Raw genomic sequence first — 17,537 nt, forward strand, 5'->3', positions numbered from 1 at the left:
TCCATGTCTATTATCGTTGACGTATACGCACGCGAAGTTCTTGACTCCCGCGGCAACCCGACTGTTGAAGTAGAAGTATCCCTTGAGTCCGGCGGCAAAGGCCGCGCGATCGTGCCATCCGGCGCATCGACCGGCGCTTACGAAGCTGTTGAGCTTCGTGACGGCGACAAATCCCGTTACCTCGGCAAAGGCGTTCTGAAAGCCGTTGAGAACGTGAACACAATCATCGCTCCTGAAGTAATCGGTCTGGACGCTCTTGATCAAGTCGCAATCGACCGTAAAATGATCCAACTTGACGGTACTCCTAACAAAGCGAAGCTTGGCGCTAACGCAATCCTTGCCGTATCAATGGCAGTAGCTCGCGCTGCGGCTGACGCTTTAGATGTACCTCTTTATACTTACCTTGGCGGATTCAACGCTAAGACGCTTCCTGTACCGATGATGAACATCATCAACGGCGGCGAGCATGCCGACAACAACATCGACGTTCAAGAATTCATGGTTCTTCCTGTCGGTGCCGAAAGCTTCAAAGAAGCGCTTCGTATCGGCGCTGAAATCTTCCACAACCTGAAAGCCGTATTGCATGACAAAGGCCTTAACACGGCTGTAGGCGACGAAGGCGGCTTTGCTCCTAACCTTGGTTCGAACGAAGAAGCAATCACTACGATCATCTCCGCTATCGAGCGCGCAGGCTACAAGCCGGGCGTTGACGTATTCCTCGGTATGGACGTTGCTTCGACCGAATTCTTCAAAGACGGCAAATACGTGCTTGCCGGCGAAGGCAAATCGTTCTCGCCATCCGAGTTCGTAGACCTGCTTGCTTCGTGGGTAGTCAAGTACCCGATCGTATCGATCGAAGACGGCTGCTCCGAAGACGACTGGGAAGGTTGGAAATTGCTCACTGAGAAGATCGGAAGCAAAGTTCAACTCGTTGGCGACGACTTGTTCGTAACGAACACGGAGCGTCTGTCCGACGGTATCGAGAAAGGCGTAGGCAACTCGATCTTGGTTAAAGTTAACCAAATCGGTACGCTTACTGAAACGTTCGACGCGATCGAAATGGCAAAACGCGCTGGTTACACAGCGGTTATCTCCCACCGTTCCGGCGAGAGCGAAGACAGCACAATCGCTGACATCGCCGTTGCAACGAACGCCGGCCAAATCAAAACAGGCGCTCCGTCCCGTACGGACCGCGTTGCGAAATACAACCAATTGCTTCGCATTGAGGACCAGCTTGGTTCGACTGCTCAATACGGCGGCAAAGCAGCATTCTACAACTTGAAAAACTTCAAATAAGACGCTTAAAGCAAGTTACGTAAGCGTATGAGGGAGGACGGCCTGGTGCCGTCCTTTTTTTTTTTGCCCGGATGGTGGGCGATTGTAGGTTATGAACGACGTTGGAGAGGGGGAGTCTAATCCCATATCCATATGTGAATGTGCAGGGGGGCAGGAGATGGGAATAGAGACGCAGATGGAATTGGACAAGCCGATTATCGGTATGCAAATGTATTCGCTGCGCGATCAGGCGGAGATCGATTTACTGGGGACGTTGGAAGAGGTCGCGAAGATTGGCTACAAGGCGGTAGAACTGACCGGTTTCTTCAACGTGCCGGCCAAGGAGCTAAGGAGTAAGCTGAATCAACTTGGTCTGGCGGCGCCTTCGGCGCATATTTCGCTTCACTTCAACGATATGCAAAATTTGCTCCCTAGGTTCGTCGCGCAACTGGAGTACGCGAAGGAGGCGGAGATTGACTTCATCATTACCCCATGGGTACCGCTGCCGGAGGAGCCGGCAATGGAGGATGTGAAGCATCTCGTCGATGTACTTACCAAATGCGCCGAGAAAGCCCAGGAGATGGGGATGAAATACGGCTTTCATAATCACGAGGATGAATTTAAGCTGATCGAAGGGAAGACCGTGCTCGATCATCTAATGCAGCAAGTGCCGAAGGAACTGATGACGTTGGAGCTCAATTTGGGGTGGGTGCATATGGCGGGGTACGAACCGGAAGTTTACATCCACAAATACAAAGATCGAATCACTATGATTCATGCGAGGGACTTCGACCATGGGCGCAAAGATACGGAGATCGGGCGGGGAAAGGTCGGTTATGACAAGCTGATCCAGACGGCGGACAGCGCCGGCATTCGGTATATTTTCGCGGAGCAGGAGCAATTCGCGGTAAGTTCGTTTGAGAGCGCGCAGAACAATTACGACTATTTCCGAAAATTGGGTTACGTTCAGTAAGCGGGCGCTGGGTTGTCCTATTGTAATCTGTGCCCAGCTATGATAAAATCAGCTTATGTGTTTTTACGGAGCACCTACGCTGGAGGTGGAATAAATGGAAATCGCTTTGAAAATTGTGCTTGTTATATTCGCAATTGGCCTTATCGGCGTCGTTTTGCTGCAAAAGGGTAAGAGCGCAGGCTTGTCCGGAGCAATCACGGGCGGTGCGGAGCACTTGTTCGGCAAACAAAAAGCGCGCGGTCTGGATTTGTTCTTGCAGCGCCTGACGATCATATTGGCAGTCGGATTTTTTGTTCTGTCACTAGTCGTTTCTTATTTCGTCCAACAATAATGAATACATGCAGAAAGCAGGGGAATTTTCCCTGCTTTTTTTGTTTTTTCTGCTCCTTGTCGCGGATGCTTGACTGCTATTTCGTGTATACTACATGGTATATGATAATCTATCAGCCTTCTGCAGATCATACTAGAATAAGGCAGTTGGTGTATGAGGAGAAATAGCGATAATGATAAATCACGAGCAGGAACTGCTTGATTTCATGAGGGAGACGGCGTATAAGCCGATGACCTATCAGGAGCTTGAGAAGCACTTCGGCATTGAAGGCGCAGCGGAATTCAAGCAATTTCTGAAGCTGCTCAATCAGCTTGAGGATGAAGGGAAGATCGTACGGACGCGCAATGAGCTGTACGGCGTGCCGGAACGGATGAATCTGCTGCGCGGCAAGCTGCAGGCTCATGCGAAGGGCTTCGGATTCCTGTTGCCCGACGAGAAGGATCACCCGGACGTATATATTCACGCCAACGACCTGAAAAGCGCGATGAACGGCGATATTTTGCTTGTTCGTATTACGTCCAAGAGCGAAGGCGGCGGACGGATGGAGGGCGAGGTCGTTCGGATCGTTCAGCGGGCGGTTACGCAGATCGTCGGCACGTTCGAGAACCACGAGTCCTATGCGTTCGTCGTACCGGATGACAAACGGATTAATCGGGATATTTTTATCCCTAAAGGCGGATTCGAAGGGGCGGTTTCGGGACAGAAGGTCGTGGTGCGCATTGTGTCGTATCCGGAAGGCCGCTCCGCCGCGGAAGGGGAAATTGTCGAAGTATTGGGGCATAAGGATGACCCGGGCGTCGATATTTTGTCGATTATTCGCAAGCATCAATTGCCGGAAAGTTTCCCGGACGAGGTGATGGCGGAGGCGGAAGCCGCGCCGGACGAGATTACGGAGGAAGAAATAATCGAGCAGGGCAGACGCGATCTGCGCGGCGAAGTCATCGTGACGATCGACGGCGAAGATGCGAAGGACTTGGACGATGCGGTTCATGTGAAGCGGCTGGAGAACGGCAACTTCCTGCTTGGCGTACACATTGCCGACGTCGGATACTATGTGCGCGAGAAGTCCGAGCTTGATCAGGAAGCATACCGACGCGGTTGCAGCGTCTACTTGGTGGACCGGGTTATCCCGATGCTGCCGCATCGTTTGTCGAACGGCATATGCTCGCTTCATCCGAAGGTCGACCGGCTGACGCTGTCGTGCGAGATGGAGTTCGATGCGAAGACGCTGAAGCGCGTGAGGCATGATGTGTTCACGAGCGTCATCCGCACGAAGGAGCGCATGACTTACACGAACGTTCGTAAGATTCTGACGGCGACGGAAGAAGAGCCGCAGACGGAACTGAAGGAGCGTTACACGGATCTGCTCGATATGTTCGCGCTAATGGAGCAGCTTGCGATGCGGCTTCGCTCGAAGCGGATGAAGCGCGGCGCGATCGACTTCGACTTCGTGGAGTCGAAGGTTATCGTCGACGAAACGGGCAAAGCGGTCGATATCGTTAAACGCGAACGTTCAGTTGCGGAGCAGATCATCGAGGAATTCATGCTCGTGGCGAACGAGACGGTGGCCGAGCATTTCCATTGGCTGCGCGTGCCGTTCTTGTACCGGATTCATGAAGACCCCAATCAGGAGAAGCTGCTGACGTTCATGCAGTTCGCGTCCAACTTCGGCTATGTGGTGAAGGGCAAGGGCAATTCCGTTCATCCGCGGGCGCTGCAGACGCTGTTGGAGGAGATTCAAGGAACGAAGGAAGCGACGGTCATCTCGACGATGATGCTGCGCTCCATGAAGCAGGCGAAGTATGACTCGGAAAGCCTTGGCCACTTTGGTCTCGCAGCTGAATTCTACTCCCATTTCACGTCGCCAATCCGCCGTTACCCCGATCTTGTCATTCATCGCGTCATTCGCGAGGTGCTTGAGGGCGGCGGACATTTGACGGAGTCGCGTCACGAGGCGCTGACGGCTAGGATGCCGGAGATCGCGCAGCACTCGTCCGAGCGCGAGCGGGTGGCTGTCGATGCAGAACGCGATACGGAGCAGCTTAAGAAATGCGAGCTGATGCTCGATAAAGTCGGCGAAGAGTTCGAAGGTATTATTAGCAGCGTAACAAGCTTCGGGATGTTCATCGAGCTGGAAAATACGGTCGAGGGACTGATTCGTCTAAGCGATATGTCCGACGATTATTACCACTTCCATGAGCAGCATATGGTGCTTATCGGCGAGCGTACGTCGAAGATCTATCGCATCGGCGACGAAGCGAAGATTCGAATCGCGCGGGTGGACATGGCGGATCATACAATCGACTTCGAACTTGTCGATATGAAGCCGCGAGGCGGCGCGATGAAAGGCATTGCCGACGCGGGATTCGGCGTCGGCGGTCGCGGCGGCAAGAAGCGCGGCGGCTTTGCCGCGCGCGCGGACGGCGGCCGCGGCGGAGACCGCCCAGGCGGAGCGGGCGGTCGCGGGCGTGGCGGTGACCGACCGGGCGCAGCGGGCGGTCGCGGGGGTCGCGCCGGCGGCAGCGGCGCGGGCCGCGGAGGCGAAGCCGGCGGCAGTGGCCACGGGGGGAACCCGTGGCTTCCGAGCGGCGGCGCAGTAGCTGGCCAGGGCAGCAAGCGGCGTGGCCGCGGCGGTAACGGTGCGGGGGCTGCTGGTGCTGTCGCAACGGGCAGCGAGCAAGCGCGCGAGGAGCGGGCATCGTGGAAGCTCGCCGATGGGCCTGGAAACGATCATGGGGACGCTGGGCCGCGAGCCGATTCTGCAGAAGGCGGCGAAGCCGGCAAAGGGCAGCAAACCGATATGTGGGGATTGCCGATCCGAGGCGGACGCAGCAGCTCGGCCCCTAACACCGGGCATTCGGTCGGTTTTAGCCGGAACGGCGGCGGCGGCCAAGGAGGCGGCAAACGGAAAAACGCGACGCCTGGCGGAGTATTCAATGCCAATCGTTCCGGCGGCGGTCAGCCTGGAGCCGATGCTGCCGGCGCAGGCGAGGGCAAGAAGAAACGCAAGAAGAAGGGTGGCGGCGGAGGCGGCAACGCGACCGCAGCCTTTGTCCGGAAGAAGCGTAAATAAGCGCTTAGGGTGATTGCGGCGCATTCGATCAGGAGTCCTAAGGAATGCGCCGTGTATTGGACAAAATGGGAAATTATATTTATATTTGGGCTTGTCGCTTGCTTTTTAATGGTGGGAATAGTATACTCAAGTCAATCGATGATATGAACCTGAATTCACATATTGAAAAGGGTATCATTATAGTCATGAAACCCTTTCCAATGTGTGAATTTTTTGTTTAAAGACAAACCAGGCGCATATTAATATTATTTTTTTGGAGGTTTTTACACATGCAACAAGGTACAGTTAAATGGTTTAACGCAGAGAAAGGTTTTGGCTTCATCGAAGTTGAAGGCGGAAACGACGTATTCGTTCACTTCTCCGCAATCACTGGCGAAGGCTTCAAAACTCTTGAAGAAGGCCAACGCGTTGAGTTCAACGTTGTTCAAGGCAACCGTGGACCACAAGCAGAAAACGTAGTTAAGCTGTAATAGCTTACTCGTTGAACGGAACCGTCCTTAGCCCCTAGGGCTAAGGGCGGTTTTTGTGTATATAGGGACTGGGGGCTTCTTGCTTTCCCCATACAAAGTTGTTACAATAAATTTCTGGATATAAACATTTTACGCTGCAAAGTTGAGGTGACCGGCATGGGCAAGAAAGCCGACGGCAAGCAATTAGCCCAGAACAAGAAAGCTTCCCATGACTACTTCATCGAGGATACCTTTGAAGCGGGAATGGTTCTAACGGGCACAGAGATCAAGTCGCTGCGCAATGGCAGAGCGAATATAAGCGATGCTTTCGCAACGATCCGGCATGGTGAAATATTCATTCATAATATGCATATCAGCCCGTTCGAGCAAGGCAATATTCATAATCCAACCGATCCGACGCGAGCGCGCAAGCTGCTGTTGCATAAGTCTCAGATTCATAAGCTGTATGGTCTGTCCAAGCAAGAGGGCTATGCAATCGTGCCGCTTAAGATTTATGTGCGCAACGGTTACGCAAAGCTGCTTATTGGACTGGGCAAAGGTAAGAAGCAATACGATAAGCGCGATACGGCTGCTAAGCGCGATGCACAGCGCGATATTCAGCGTGCGCTGCGCGAGAAACAGAAGGTCGCCAGATAGATGCAGCATTTCCATGGATGGTATAAGCCATTGTTGCCAACAACAATGACGAGCATTAGCCGAACATTCGTGTTATACTAAAGCAGTAGCAAAGGCAATACAACGCAAGCTCAACTGAACAATAACAAGCCTGCTGGACATTCATCAGCTGTTGTTGCTCGCTAATCCTGAAGCTTCATTGACGCTAAACATCGGGGTTGATAATTATCAACGGCCTAGTGTTTATGCCAAAATGGGGGCGTTCTTGGATTCGACGGGGATAGTACGAGCGCGGGTTGCGGGTAGCAGGGAGTCGTCTGCTTCATCAACGCTAAAGCCTATTAAATGGCAAACAACAACAAACTTACGCTTTCGCAGCTTAATAACCTGTGAGCGTGCTCCTACCTAGCATCGCCCATGTGACTAGACTAGGGGCTAACAAGTAGTGGGATACGCCGCTTCGGTCTCCGCCTGGGGTCGACGGAAGAAGATAATCAGGCTGACCCAACGCGTAGTCGGTTACGGGACGACGCTCGGGTGACATCAATACCGTGACTACACCCGTAGAAGCCTGTGTGGCGTGATCTTCGGACAGGGGTTCAAATCCCCTCGCCTCCACCAAATGTAAACCACATCCGCATGAGGATGTGGTTTTTGCTTTGTCGACACATGTTGCTTTAAGATAAGGTTATTATTAGGTTCATTATGTTAATCATTTTTTCTACATAGCCGATGAAGAAGCAAGATCTATGTTTCTGCCTTGTTTTTTCTCGAATAAGCTTGACATCCGGGTTGATCTCGACTAACATCATTCTTGTAATGATAATCATTATCACACGAATAACTCGTATCCTAGACGGATTCGAGTTTGTTTTCAGGCAATAATGAGAATGATTATTATCGATAATACTTATACAGGAATCAAGAAGGGGAGAAAATCAGGATGTTCAAGTCAAAAAAGCTTATGGCGGTAACGGCATTTGTGCTGATGTTCGCACTCATTATCTCCGGTTGCGGAGCAAGCCAGCCGGAAGAACAATCTAATCAGCAGCAAGAGCAGAATTCCGGCGGAAACGAAAGTCAAGCAGGCAGCGGAAACAATGCCGAATCGCAAGAAAACCAGGAACGAGTCATCGAGCATGCCATGGGTACAACCAAGATTACCGGTACGCCGCAAAGAGTCGTCACGTTGTATCAAGGAGCGACCGATGTGGCTGTCGCTCTGGGCGTCAAGCCTGTCGGCATTGTTGAATCGTGGGCAGAATTACCGGTTTACGAATATTTGAAAGCGGATCTGGACGGCGTTCCGCTCGTCGGCGAGGAGACGCAGCCGAACCTCGAGGAAATCGCGAAGCTGAAACCGGACTTAATTATCGCATCCAAGCTTCGTCATGAAGAGGTTTATGAGCAGCTGTCCCAAATCGCTCCGACGGTTACGCACGAGACCGTGTTTAAATTCAAAGATACGGTTCAACTGATGGGGCAAGCGCTGAACAAGGAAGCCGAAGCAACTAAGCTTCTTGCCGGTTGGGATACTCGCGTGGCCGACTTCAAGCAAAAAATAGCGGCTAAACTGGGCGATCAATGGCCGATCGAAACATCGGTGCTGAACTTTAGAGCGGATCATGCGCGCATTTACGTGACGGGTTACGCCGGAGATATTCTGCACGAGCTCGGCTTCGTCCAATCCGAGTACCAGCAAGAAGAAGCTGCTAAAGGAACAGTCGTCGTAAAACTTACGGATAAAGAAAGCATTCCAAGCATGAACGGGGACGTATTCTTCGTCTTCCTGTCCGATCCAAGCAACGAAGAAGCGGTACAAAAAACGTACGAGGAATGGACGAATCACCCGCTGTGGCAAAGTCTTGACGCCGTCAAAGCCAATCAGGTTTACCAGATCGACGAAGTCGTATGGAATTTGGGCGGCGGCTACAAGTCCGCTCACCTCATGCTGGATCAACTGTACGAGCATTTTGAACTGGAGAAATAATAATGACGCATCTTTTCCGCCGGACAGCTTACAAATGGGCAGGCTTGGCGTTGACGCTGCTCATCTTTGCGGCCGCCTTTGCCGCAAGTCTGGCTTTCGGCCAGACGCAGATCAAACCGGGAACGGTCTGGGAAGCCTTGTTCCGTTATGACGCTTCCGTTCAGGAGCATGTCATTATTACGACATCACGTCTTTCGCGTGCGCTTATCGCCGCAGTCATTGGAGCGAGCCTGGCTATTGCCGGGGCGCTCCTTCAGGCGTTAACGAAAAATCAGCTGGCTTCTCCCAGTATATTCGGCATTAATTCCGGGGCGATCTTTTTTATCGTGGCAGCGGCTGCCTTTTTTTCGGTCAGTTCGTTAATACAATATATGTGGATAGCCTTTGCGGGGGCTGCTGCAGCCGCTCTGATGGTTTATGCTCTCGGTTCGACCGGCAGAGGCGGAATGTCGCCGATGAAGTTTGTGCTGGCGGGCGCTGCCATCTCTGCCTTATTTGTGTCGTTGACCCAAGGCGTGCTGGTGACGAGCGAGCAAAGTCTGCAAAGCGTCTTGTTCTGGCTGGCCGGCTCCGTAGCCGGAAGAACGGTCGAGATGCTGCTGCCGATTTTGCCGTTTATGGCGGGAGGATGGATTGCCGCCTTTTTGCTTGGTCACTCGGTCAATATTTTGACATCGGGCGAAGAGGTGGCGAAAGGACTGGGCCAAAAAACGCTCTGGGTCAAAACAGCCATGATCGCCGTCATAGTGCTGCTGGCCGGAGGATCCGTTGCGGTAGGCGGTTCTATCGGCTTTGTCGGATTGGTCATTCCGCACATCGCGCGCGGGCTGGTCGGAATCGACTATCGGTGGATCATCCCGTATTGCGCTTTGCTGGGAGGCAGTCTGCTGCTGCTTGCCGACGTGGCGGCCAGGTTCGTAATCATGCCGCAGGAAATGCCGATCGGAGTAATGACGGCATTAATCGGGACTCCGTTCTTTATTTATATTGCACGGAGGAGGTCCGGCCGCATATGAGCAATGACATTCAGCATAAACACTTCACCCGTTCGGAAATGGTGTCTGAATTACTGCGAAAGAAAGCGTTAACGGTTATATTCACGTTGATCCTCCTGTCGGCGATTCTGTTTATTGCCGGCCTGTCGGCCGGAAGTACAGTTCTGAATCCGCTTGATGTCGTCAAGCATCTTACCGGAGCGGGAAGCGGCGAACATAATTTCGTCATCCATACGCTGCGCCTTCCGCGCATGCTTCTGGCCATGCTGGCCGGTGCCGCGCTTGGCGTCGCGGGATTGATTATGCAGGGAGTGGTCCGAAATCCGCTGGGTTCGCCGGATATCATCGGCGTGACGGGCGGAGCCTCCTTCGCCGCCGTGTTTTTTTTAACCCGTCTGGCTGGCAGCGTCAGCATCAAGTGGCTTCCGATCGCGGCCATAGTCGGCGCGGCAGCCGTCTCTGCTCTTATCTATGCTTTGGCGTGGCGAAAAGGCGTAACGCCCGTACGCCTTGTGCTGGTCGGAATCGGCCTGTCGGCGTGCACGGGAGCGTTAACGACGATGATGATCGTCTTGAACGACGAATATTCGACGACTCGCGCTTATTTATGGATGACAGGCAGCGTATACGGCGCCAAGTGGAGCGATGTCTATTCGCTGCTGCCCTGGGTCGCGCTGCTCGTTCCGCTGTCGCTTCTGTTCGCGAAATCGGCCAATGTTCTGGAGACGGGCGACGAGACGGCAGCGGGCTTGGGCGTCAGAATACAATTGCATCGTATCGGCATGCTGACGATCAGTGTTGCACTGGCTGGTGCGGCTGTTGCGTTTGCGGGAGGGATCGGCTTTGTCGGCCTCATTGCGCCTCATATAGCCAGGAAGCTGGTCGGCCGGGCGTTCGGTTACCTAGTGCCCGTCTCGGCACTGATCGGCAGCATGATGGTGGCTTTGGCGGATGTCGTGGCGCGAACCGCCTTTCTGCCGTTGGACATACCGGCAGGCGTGTTCGTATCAGGCATCGGGGCACCGTTCTTTATTTATCTGTTGTACCGCAGCCGCCATCAATAAGCCATAAAGGAGAACTTACGATATGCCAACCGCCTTGCAATCCTCGTTTACGCAAGAAGAGCTTGAACCATTGTCCGCTCATTTCCGGTTAACTTCTGAGTCATCGGTGGACAAGAATCACTCTATAGCACCTGTACGGCTGCTGGACGAACAGGAATGTACCGGTTATATCGATCGGGTATCCGGGTTGTTCGGCGCTACCGAGAGATCGGTCGGCGGGTCGCTGTTCGCCAAACGGTACAGTTACTTAACCGTAACGCCGGTGCTCTACGCCATGACGATGTATGGCAAAGGGTTGGATGCGGCCCTTGAAAACTGCAGCGTGGAGTCCATGCTCAGGGACGATGGAGTCTGGCTGCCGAAGCTCCGGCTGACCGATTGGAGCGTGAGCGAAGCTTCGGAGAATGGCCGCCGTGAATGGCGCGACAACATTCTTCGGAGCTTGTTCGCTGGCAACATCGCCAGGCTGTGGCGTTCGCTTTCGAAGGCCAACCGCATTTCGTCCGCTACTTTGTGGGAGAATACGGCAGTTAATGTCTTTTGGCTGTATGAAAAGGGAATCAACGTGACTGCCGATCCGAAAAGGCAAGCGCGCATCCGCGAAGATTACGATTATTTGCTGTCGGCGCCCGGCGACCTGTTCGGGGAAAAGTCGAATCCGCTGATCAAGTTTGACTCGCCCAAAGTGAAGCTTCCCGCATACGAGCAGCCGCTTCGGATTCGCAAGACATGCTGTCTTTATTACCGGACGGACGGCGAACGCTCGTATTGTTCGATTTGTCCGAAGGAAAAACAGAACTAATGGCGAACACTGTGTTAATCAGCAATAATGAAATACAGTCGTCGAGTTATTCGATTCATTCGAGTACACGGCGAAAAGTGAGGGACAGGGGTTCAAATCCCCTCGCCTCTACCATGGATGGGCCCCGACCGCAAGAGGTCGGGGTTTTTCTTAGCCCTGTAGTCGCTAACTTAAGATTAGATTACAATTTTTAAGAAACCCAGTAGCCCATTTGACTACTGGGCTTCTCTTGTTTTCTCATCCTATTGTTATCAGGAAGTTTGATTATTTTGATTTTTCTGAATTTAGTAGAGCAATCGATTCCGTTTTATAGTATGTTTATATGATGGATGTCTTAATTTAGGGGCTGTATAAGGATGATAGAGAATACGACAGAGAAAGAACAGACGATATTTGATCATATTGGAAATACGATTAAGACGGATGATCGAGAGATTCGAATTCTTGCGAAGTATGAGGCACCTCTGGTTGTCGTATTAGGGAATGTGCTTAGCGATGAGGAATGCGAAGAGCTGATTAATCATTCTAGGGAACAATTGCAACGTTCAAAAATAGGCGGAGATCATGCAGTTAATGATATTAGAACGAGCAGCGGAGTGTTCTGTGAGGAGAATGAGATGATTACAAGAATCGAGAAGCGATTCTCTCAAATTATGAATATTCCAATCGAGCATGGCGATAGCTTGCAAGTTCTGCTTTATACCCCTGGCCAAGAGTATCGTCCTCATTATGATTTCTTCGCGGAAACGAGTCGAGCAAGTGCCAATAATCGAATTAGTACGCTCATCATGTATTTGAATGATGTTGAGGAAGGCGGAGAAACGGCGTTCCCTTTGCTTGATATTTCTATTTTTCCTAACAAAGGCATGGCGGTCTACTTCGAATATTTTTACAGTAGTCATGAATTAAACGATTTCACCTTGCATGCAGGTACACCAGTGATCAAAGGGGAAAAGTGGGTTGCAACGATGTGGATGAGAAGACAATCCTTTCGTCCCTCCTAGTTGTTTGATCATGTACTGCTCCACCAAAATGTAAACCATATCCGCATAAGGATGTGGTTTTTGCTTTTTCTCGGATCGTTATTTGCTCGTGTGCAAAGTAGCTTTCCTCCTTACAAGGGAGGATAAACCTGTTAGACAGCGAATATTGTTCCATACTTGTTGTGAGGTGGTGGAGGTGAACGGCAATCGCCCGATGAAATCTACAAAGTCCACAAGCAGGAAGATCAGCTTCATGTCTATGCTGCGCAATCGTTTTTTTTTCTCCTCTCTTCGCAAACGAATTATGGCATTTCTGACCGTTGGCTTTGTGGGATGCGCCGTCTTAATGGCGTCTGTTTCCTACAATGCGATCTACACGATGCAGCGCGATAAAATCAAGACCTCCATGGCTTTTGATCTGTACCAGCAAACGTCAAAGTTGAATCAGATGTACAATAACTTGCTTCAGGTTACGCAGCAGATGACGCCGGAAGGCACGGTGGGCAACCTGATGGAGACGTATATCTCTGCCGAGGGCGCTTATAGTCAGCGTCTTCTTTCGCGCGATATTTCCTACAATATCGGATTAATTACGTTTTCGAATCCGGCTATGGAGCTGGTGATGTATTATGATCCCGCAAGCGGGAAAGCTTCTTATTCGAATTTGCCGCTGCGCGGCGACTTCACGCTGCAATCTTTGCCGAGCGTCGCCGGAATCGGGGAGCTGAAATACCAGTCCCCGCATAAATCTTTATGCCGATTCAGCGATGATTTGGTTGTGTCGGTAACACGGGAGGTTAGATTTTCGGACGGAACGCGGCTAGTCGTTTATGTTGAAGCCAAGTCGGATATCACCACGGATATGAATTCGCTTACAGAAAGCTTGTATATGCCCTATACGCTTGTTTTCACCGATACGGCGGGCTTGGTAACCTATAGCAGCAATTCAACTGCTTTTGCGGCCGGCCAAAGTCTCATGCTAAGCGGAGAATCGGGTATGACCCGTGATTACGTATGGAACCGAACGACAGGCGATTACGGCTACGGCATCACGCTGCTTCTCCCCGTCTCCTATTACAATCACGAGCTCTATACGTGGAAAAACCATATGTATTGGATTCTCGCCATTGCCCTCCTGATGATGTTTATGCTCACTCTAGTATTGCGGAGGCTCATTAACAGGCCGTTTCGTTTGATCGAGAAGGAAATGAGGACGTTTGGCAAGGGATACATGGGCAACAGCCGATATCATACGGGGATCGATGAATTCGACCGGATATTCGGTCAGTTTAATATTATGAAGCGGCAAATTCAGCGGCTGATTATGGATGTGGAGCAGAAGGAAAAGCGCCGTCATCAGCTGGAGATCGAAAAGCTTGCGTACCAGATCAACCCGCATTTTCTGATGAATACGCTCAATTCGGTACGGTGGCTGGCGGTTATGCATAAGCAGGCGGAGATCGAGAAGTTCGTTTCCTCGTTGATTTTTTTGCTGAGCTATAACTTGGGCAAATCCGAGGAAACGGCTACCTTCAGGTCGGAAATAGAGGTCATGCAAACTTATCTGGAACTGCAGCAGATGCGTCATGATTTTGAGGTGAATCTGGATATTGCGGAAGGGACCTATCTCGATACTCCCGTCGCGAGGTTCATCCTGCAGCCCATCGTAGAAAATGCCGTGTGCCATGGCCTTGACGATCACGGAAAGCTGGAAATATCTATTACGCCTGATGAAACGGCGCAGATGGTGCGCATCGTGATCCGCGACGATGGCAAAGGGCTGAGCTATGAGACGCTAGCCTTGCTGCAGCGCGACACGCCGGATCAGCAGCAGACAGGCTGGGGGATTGGACTTCGTTACGTTCGATCCATGCTGGAATCATTTTATGGCCATAAAGCCCGTATGAGTATAGAAAGCACTCCGAATCAAGGCACAACGGTTACGTTAACCCTTCCTTTTCTCCATCCTAGAAAGGAGTGAGCGATATGATTCGTGTACTAATCGTTGACGATGACAAGCTTGCCCGCAAAGGATTGATATCGATTATGCCTTGGTCCAATCACGATATGATTGTTGTTGGAGAAGCGGCGAACGGCGCGAAGGCGCTGGAGTTTATGGAAAGGCATGAGGTGGATCTCATGTTCGTGGATCTCTCGATGCCCGTCATGTCGGGAATGGAGCTGCTTCAAGTCGCGCGGCAAAGATTTCCGAGCCTTCGTTCCGTTATTTTATCTTTTCACGAGGAGTTCGAGAGTGTGCAATCGGCTTATCGCATGGGCGTGCTCGATTATATATCCAAGGTGCGCCTGGAATCCGAGGACGACGAGCAAATATTGAAACGAATCCAGCAGCAAATGACAGGAGAAATGCCGCATCATTCAGCCAAGCCTCCTGCGTTATCCGCGCCTGAGCCTGCCCCCGAGCAAAACGACTGCTCACGGGAGGAAGAAGAGTGGTGCAGACTGGAGCAGGAGTGGCGCTCGCACTACTGGCTATATAATGAATCGGTCTTCCAGCGCTTATGCAAACGGACCGTAGAAGCCAAGGTTTCTTTTCGCCGTCTGGAAGGGCTGTTTATGCGCGTGTTGTCGCAAATGGAGACCGTTATTCTACTTGCTGCCGAGCTCCCGTCTGATGCCAATGACGTCCGGTCCGCGGTTGAATGGCTGCGCGATTACAGGAAACGCGTTTATGCGCAGGTTGCGGCATCCCCCGATTTTACCAATACGACGACCAGCATCCTAAAGGCCGTGCTGTTCATTCGCGAGCAGGCCTCGAATACGCTGCATGCCGAGAACGTCGCCGATCATGTGCACATGAGCCGAAGCTATTTTTGCCAATGCTTTAAGAAGCTGACCGGTTCGACGTTCAATGATTACTTAAGGCAAGAGCGGATAAGAGCGGCCGAGCGCCTGCTGTGCGAAACCAATCAGTCGATCGCGTGGGTTGCGCATGCCGTAGGCTACAACGACTCCAAGTATTTCTCCCACCTCTTCTATGAACAGACCCGTCTCTTGCCCTCCGAATTTCGGGCCCAGTTCCACAAGGTGGATGAATGATTGCAAATTATCGAACAAATATCTACCTCAGCCCCGTATCCGTCACAAAACACGGCACATCCGTCTGACTTCTTTTCTCCGCTTCCAATGTACAATGAGGAGGCAAGAAACGAAGCAATTGCTTACGAAGTAAGAATGGCTTGGCAATTCTTTTAAGGAGGGATTAGATGAAAAGGAATATGGCATTGCTGCTTGCCGTCGTATTGCTTGGTCTAAGTTTGACAGCATGTACTTCTTCCAATGATTCATCGAATAATTTGAAAGCGCCTTCAACTCCGGACTCGAACGCTGAAAGCCCGGCGCTTTCGGGAGATGACCTGGCCTTCTCCAGATTTCCGGAGCCTGTCGATGTTCATATCGGCATGGTGGTGGACCCGACGGACAAAACGCTGCCGGAAGGCGACAGCGTAAGCAACAACCAGTACACGCGTTACCTCAAGGAAAAGTACAACATCAACGTCATTGTGGATTGGACCGCGGCTACCGGCAACGATTTCAAGCAGAAGGTGAGCCTGACGATCGCATCGGGCAAGCTGCCGGACGGCATGGTCGTCGACGACCGCTCCTTCATGACCAAAGCGGCCAGCTCGGGACTGCTGTATGACATCACCGATATATTCCAGCAATATCAGTCCTCGCAGGTGAAGGACATTATGGCGAGCACCGAAGGCCGTGCATTGGAGAACGCCAGCTACGAGGGCAAGATGGTTGCGCTTCCGAACATTACGGTGGATACCGATGGCGTTCATGTCTTATGGATTCGCAAAGATTGGCTCGATAAGCTGCAGCTGCCGGTGCCGAAAACGGTGTCGGATGTCGAAAAGGCTGCGAAAGCGTTTATCGACAACAAGCTTGGCGGGGACAAAACGATCGGTATTGCCGGTCCTTCCAAAAATACGTTCCCTTATTCCACCTTCCTCGTTTCCTCCAACAATATGGGAGGATTTGATCCGATTTTTGGCGCGATGGATGCATATCCGGGCTACTGGCTTGATAATGGCGACGGATCGGTATCGTATGGAACGACGTCGGACAATACGAAAAAGACATTGGCTTTGCTGGCTGACTGGTACAAAAAAGGGCTTATCGATCCCGAGGTAGGCACCCGTGACAACGTAGGAGATCCGATCAATGCCAATCAGACGGGTATTTTCTTCGGTCCATGGTGGAATGGCGGCTACGGCAACGGGGATTCCTTCAAGAACGATCCGACTGCCAATTGGCAGGCGTATCCGGTTTATTCCGACGATAACAAGTGGAATGTGCATATGAAGACGACGGGCAGCACCTACACCATTATTAGCAAAAACGCCAAGCCGGATGTCGTCAAAGCCATCATGATCATGAATAATGCCCTTGTACGCGACGAAGCGACCTTTGATTTGTCGGTTGCCGTGGGCTGGTATCCGCTTCGCAACGTTATGGCCGCGGCCAATGAGACGGAATACGAGTATGTCGAGCTTCTGAAAGTACTGAAAGGCGAGACCGATCCAGAGGATTATAACAAGCCGAACAGCCTGTACAAGCTGATGTATGCGGATGCGAAAAAGGTGAAGGACGTCATTAAGCCTCCGTACGACGATTTGAACGTCAGCAACTTCAACACAGCTAACTTCGGCGACTTCCAGCGCTTGTACTCCATCATGATCGGCGATCGTCCGTTCACGACGATTCCGATCGATAAGAAGGTGTTTAGCGTAACCTACAACCAGACCCCGACAATGGAAACGAAATGGGCCAACCTGAAGAAGATGGAGGACGAGACCGTTATGAAAATCATCCTTGGCCAAGCGTCCATCGACTCCTTCGATAAATTCGTGAAGGACTGGAAGGCTCAAGGCGGAGACGAGATTACGGCGGAAGTCGCAGAGCTCTTGAAGAAATAACCTTGGGAAAGCTTGCGGAA

Annotated in this window: 14 protein-coding genes and 1 other RNA gene; all 15 read left to right on the plus strand. The window is 51.8% G+C overall.

What is annotated here, in order from left to right; translation table 11 throughout:
• Positions 1-3 precede the first annotated feature (3 nt).
• Positions 4-1,296 (plus strand): phosphopyruvate hydratase, encoded by a 1,293-nt coding sequence (gene eno, locus J2T14_RS21125; protein ID WP_307473921.1) that lies wholly within the window; start codon positions 4-6, stop codon positions 1,294-1,296.
• 157 nt (positions 1,297-1,453) lie between these two features.
• The gene (locus tag J2T14_RS21130; protein WP_307473923.1) at positions 1,454-2,248 is read left to right on the plus strand and encodes a sugar phosphate isomerase/epimerase family protein; all 795 of its coding nucleotides are present in this window, start codon (positions 1,454-1,456) and stop codon (positions 2,246-2,248) included.
• A 94-nt stretch (positions 2,249-2,342) separates the two neighbouring features.
• The gene (secG, locus tag J2T14_RS21135; RefSeq protein ID WP_307207887.1) at positions 2,343-2,579 is read left to right on the plus strand and encodes a preprotein translocase subunit SecG; all 237 of its coding nucleotides are present in this window, start codon (positions 2,343-2,345) and stop codon (positions 2,577-2,579) included.
• Between the two features lie 175 nt (positions 2,580-2,754).
• Positions 2,755-5,652: a ribonuclease R gene (gene rnr, locus J2T14_RS21140; RefSeq protein ID WP_444939715.1), complete on the plus strand. Its 2,898-nt coding sequence runs from the start codon at positions 2,755-2,757 to the stop codon at positions 5,650-5,652.
• Between the two features lie 269 nt (positions 5,653-5,921).
• Complete coding sequence (locus J2T14_RS21145) at positions 5,922-6,122, plus strand: cold-shock protein (RefSeq protein WP_028609190.1); 201 nt, start codon at positions 5,922-5,924, stop codon at positions 6,120-6,122.
• Between the two features lie 156 nt (positions 6,123-6,278).
• On the plus strand, positions 6,279-6,758 hold the full coding sequence (gene smpB, locus J2T14_RS21150; protein ID WP_307207884.1) for an SsrA-binding protein SmpB: 480 nt from the start codon (positions 6,279-6,281) through the stop codon (positions 6,756-6,758).
• Positions 6,759-6,992: 234 nt separating this feature from the next.
• Positions 6,993-7,358, plus strand: a transfer-messenger RNA (tmRNA) gene (gene ssrA, locus J2T14_RS21155).
• 322 nt (positions 7,359-7,680) lie between these two features.
• Entirely contained in the window at positions 7,681-8,727 is a 1,047-nt protein-coding gene (locus J2T14_RS21160) for an ABC transporter substrate-binding protein (RefSeq protein WP_307473928.1), read from the plus strand.
• Positions 8,728-8,729: 2 nt separating this feature from the next.
• Positions 8,730-9,743, plus strand: coding sequence for a FecCD family ABC transporter permease (locus tag J2T14_RS21165; protein ID WP_307473930.1), 1,014 nt, complete (start codon positions 8,730-8,732; stop codon positions 9,741-9,743).
• Entirely contained in the window at positions 9,740-10,786 is a 1,047-nt protein-coding gene (locus tag J2T14_RS21170; RefSeq protein ID WP_307473932.1) for a FecCD family ABC transporter permease, read from the plus strand. The genes J2T14_RS21165 and J2T14_RS21170 overlap by 4 nt, the downstream gene beginning before the upstream one ends.
• Before the next feature lie 22 nt (positions 10,787-10,808).
• Entirely contained in the window at positions 10,809-11,588 is a 780-nt protein-coding gene (locus tag J2T14_RS21175) for an IucA/IucC family C-terminal-domain containing protein (protein WP_307473934.1), read from the plus strand.
• Between the two features lie 356 nt (positions 11,589-11,944).
• Positions 11,945-12,592, plus strand: a complete 648-nt coding sequence (locus J2T14_RS21180; RefSeq protein WP_307473936.1) for a 2OG-Fe(II) oxygenase — start codon at positions 11,945-11,947, stop codon at positions 12,590-12,592.
• A 232-nt stretch (positions 12,593-12,824) separates the two neighbouring features.
• A complete protein-coding gene (locus tag J2T14_RS21185; RefSeq protein WP_307473937.1) occupies positions 12,825-14,552 on the plus strand; it encodes a sensor histidine kinase in 1,728 nt (575 codons plus the stop codon).
• Positions 14,553-14,557: 5 nt separating this feature from the next.
• Positions 14,558-15,631, plus strand: coding sequence for a response regulator transcription factor (locus J2T14_RS21190; RefSeq protein ID WP_307473939.1), 1,074 nt, complete (start codon positions 14,558-14,560; stop codon positions 15,629-15,631).
• A gap of 167 nt (positions 15,632-15,798) precedes the next feature.
• Positions 15,799-17,517, plus strand: a complete 1,719-nt coding sequence (locus tag J2T14_RS21195) for an extracellular solute-binding protein (RefSeq protein WP_307473941.1) — start codon at positions 15,799-15,801, stop codon at positions 17,515-17,517.
• The last annotated feature ends 20 nt before the right edge of the window (positions 17,518-17,537 follow it).

It is taken from the genome of Paenibacillus harenae (assembly GCF_030812415.1).
GTDB classification, from domain to species: domain Bacteria; phylum Bacillota; class Bacilli; order Paenibacillales; family Paenibacillaceae; genus Pristimantibacillus; species Pristimantibacillus harenae_A.

Coding starts and splice junctions, on each gene's coding strand:
- J2T14_RS21145 (WP_028609190.1), top strand. CDS start 5,922: ATGCAACAAGGTACAGTTAAATGGTTTAACGCAGAGAAAGGTTTTGGC.
- J2T14_RS21175 (WP_307473934.1), top strand. CDS start 10,809: ATGCCAACCGCCTTGCAATCCTCGTTTACGCAAGAAGAGCTTGAACCA.
- secG (WP_307207887.1), top strand. CDS start 2,343: ATGGAAATCGCTTTGAAAATTGTGCTTGTTATATTCGCAATTGGCCTT.
- J2T14_RS21165 (WP_307473930.1), top strand. CDS start 8,730: ATGACGCATCTTTTCCGCCGGACAGCTTACAAATGGGCAGGCTTGGCG.
- J2T14_RS21130 (WP_307473923.1), top strand. CDS start 1,454: ATGGGAATAGAGACGCAGATGGAATTGGACAAGCCGATTATCGGTATG.
- J2T14_RS21190 (WP_307473939.1), top strand. CDS start 14,558: ATGATTCGTGTACTAATCGTTGACGATGACAAGCTTGCCCGCAAAGGA.
- J2T14_RS21180 (WP_307473936.1), top strand. CDS start 11,945: ATGATAGAGAATACGACAGAGAAAGAACAGACGATATTTGATCATATT.
- eno (WP_307473921.1), top strand. CDS start 4: ATGTCTATTATCGTTGACGTATACGCACGCGAAGTTCTTGACTCCCGC.
- J2T14_RS21160 (WP_307473928.1), top strand. CDS start 7,681: ATGTTCAAGTCAAAAAAGCTTATGGCGGTAACGGCATTTGTGCTGATG.
- J2T14_RS21170 (WP_307473932.1), top strand. CDS start 9,740: ATGAGCAATGACATTCAGCATAAACACTTCACCCGTTCGGAAATGGTG.
- J2T14_RS21195 (WP_307473941.1), top strand. CDS start 15,799: ATGAAAAGGAATATGGCATTGCTGCTTGCCGTCGTATTGCTTGGTCTA.
- smpB (WP_307207884.1), top strand. CDS start 6,279: ATGGGCAAGAAAGCCGACGGCAAGCAATTAGCCCAGAACAAGAAAGCT.
- J2T14_RS21185 (WP_307473937.1), top strand. CDS start 12,825: ATGTCTATGCTGCGCAATCGTTTTTTTTTCTCCTCTCTTCGCAAACGA.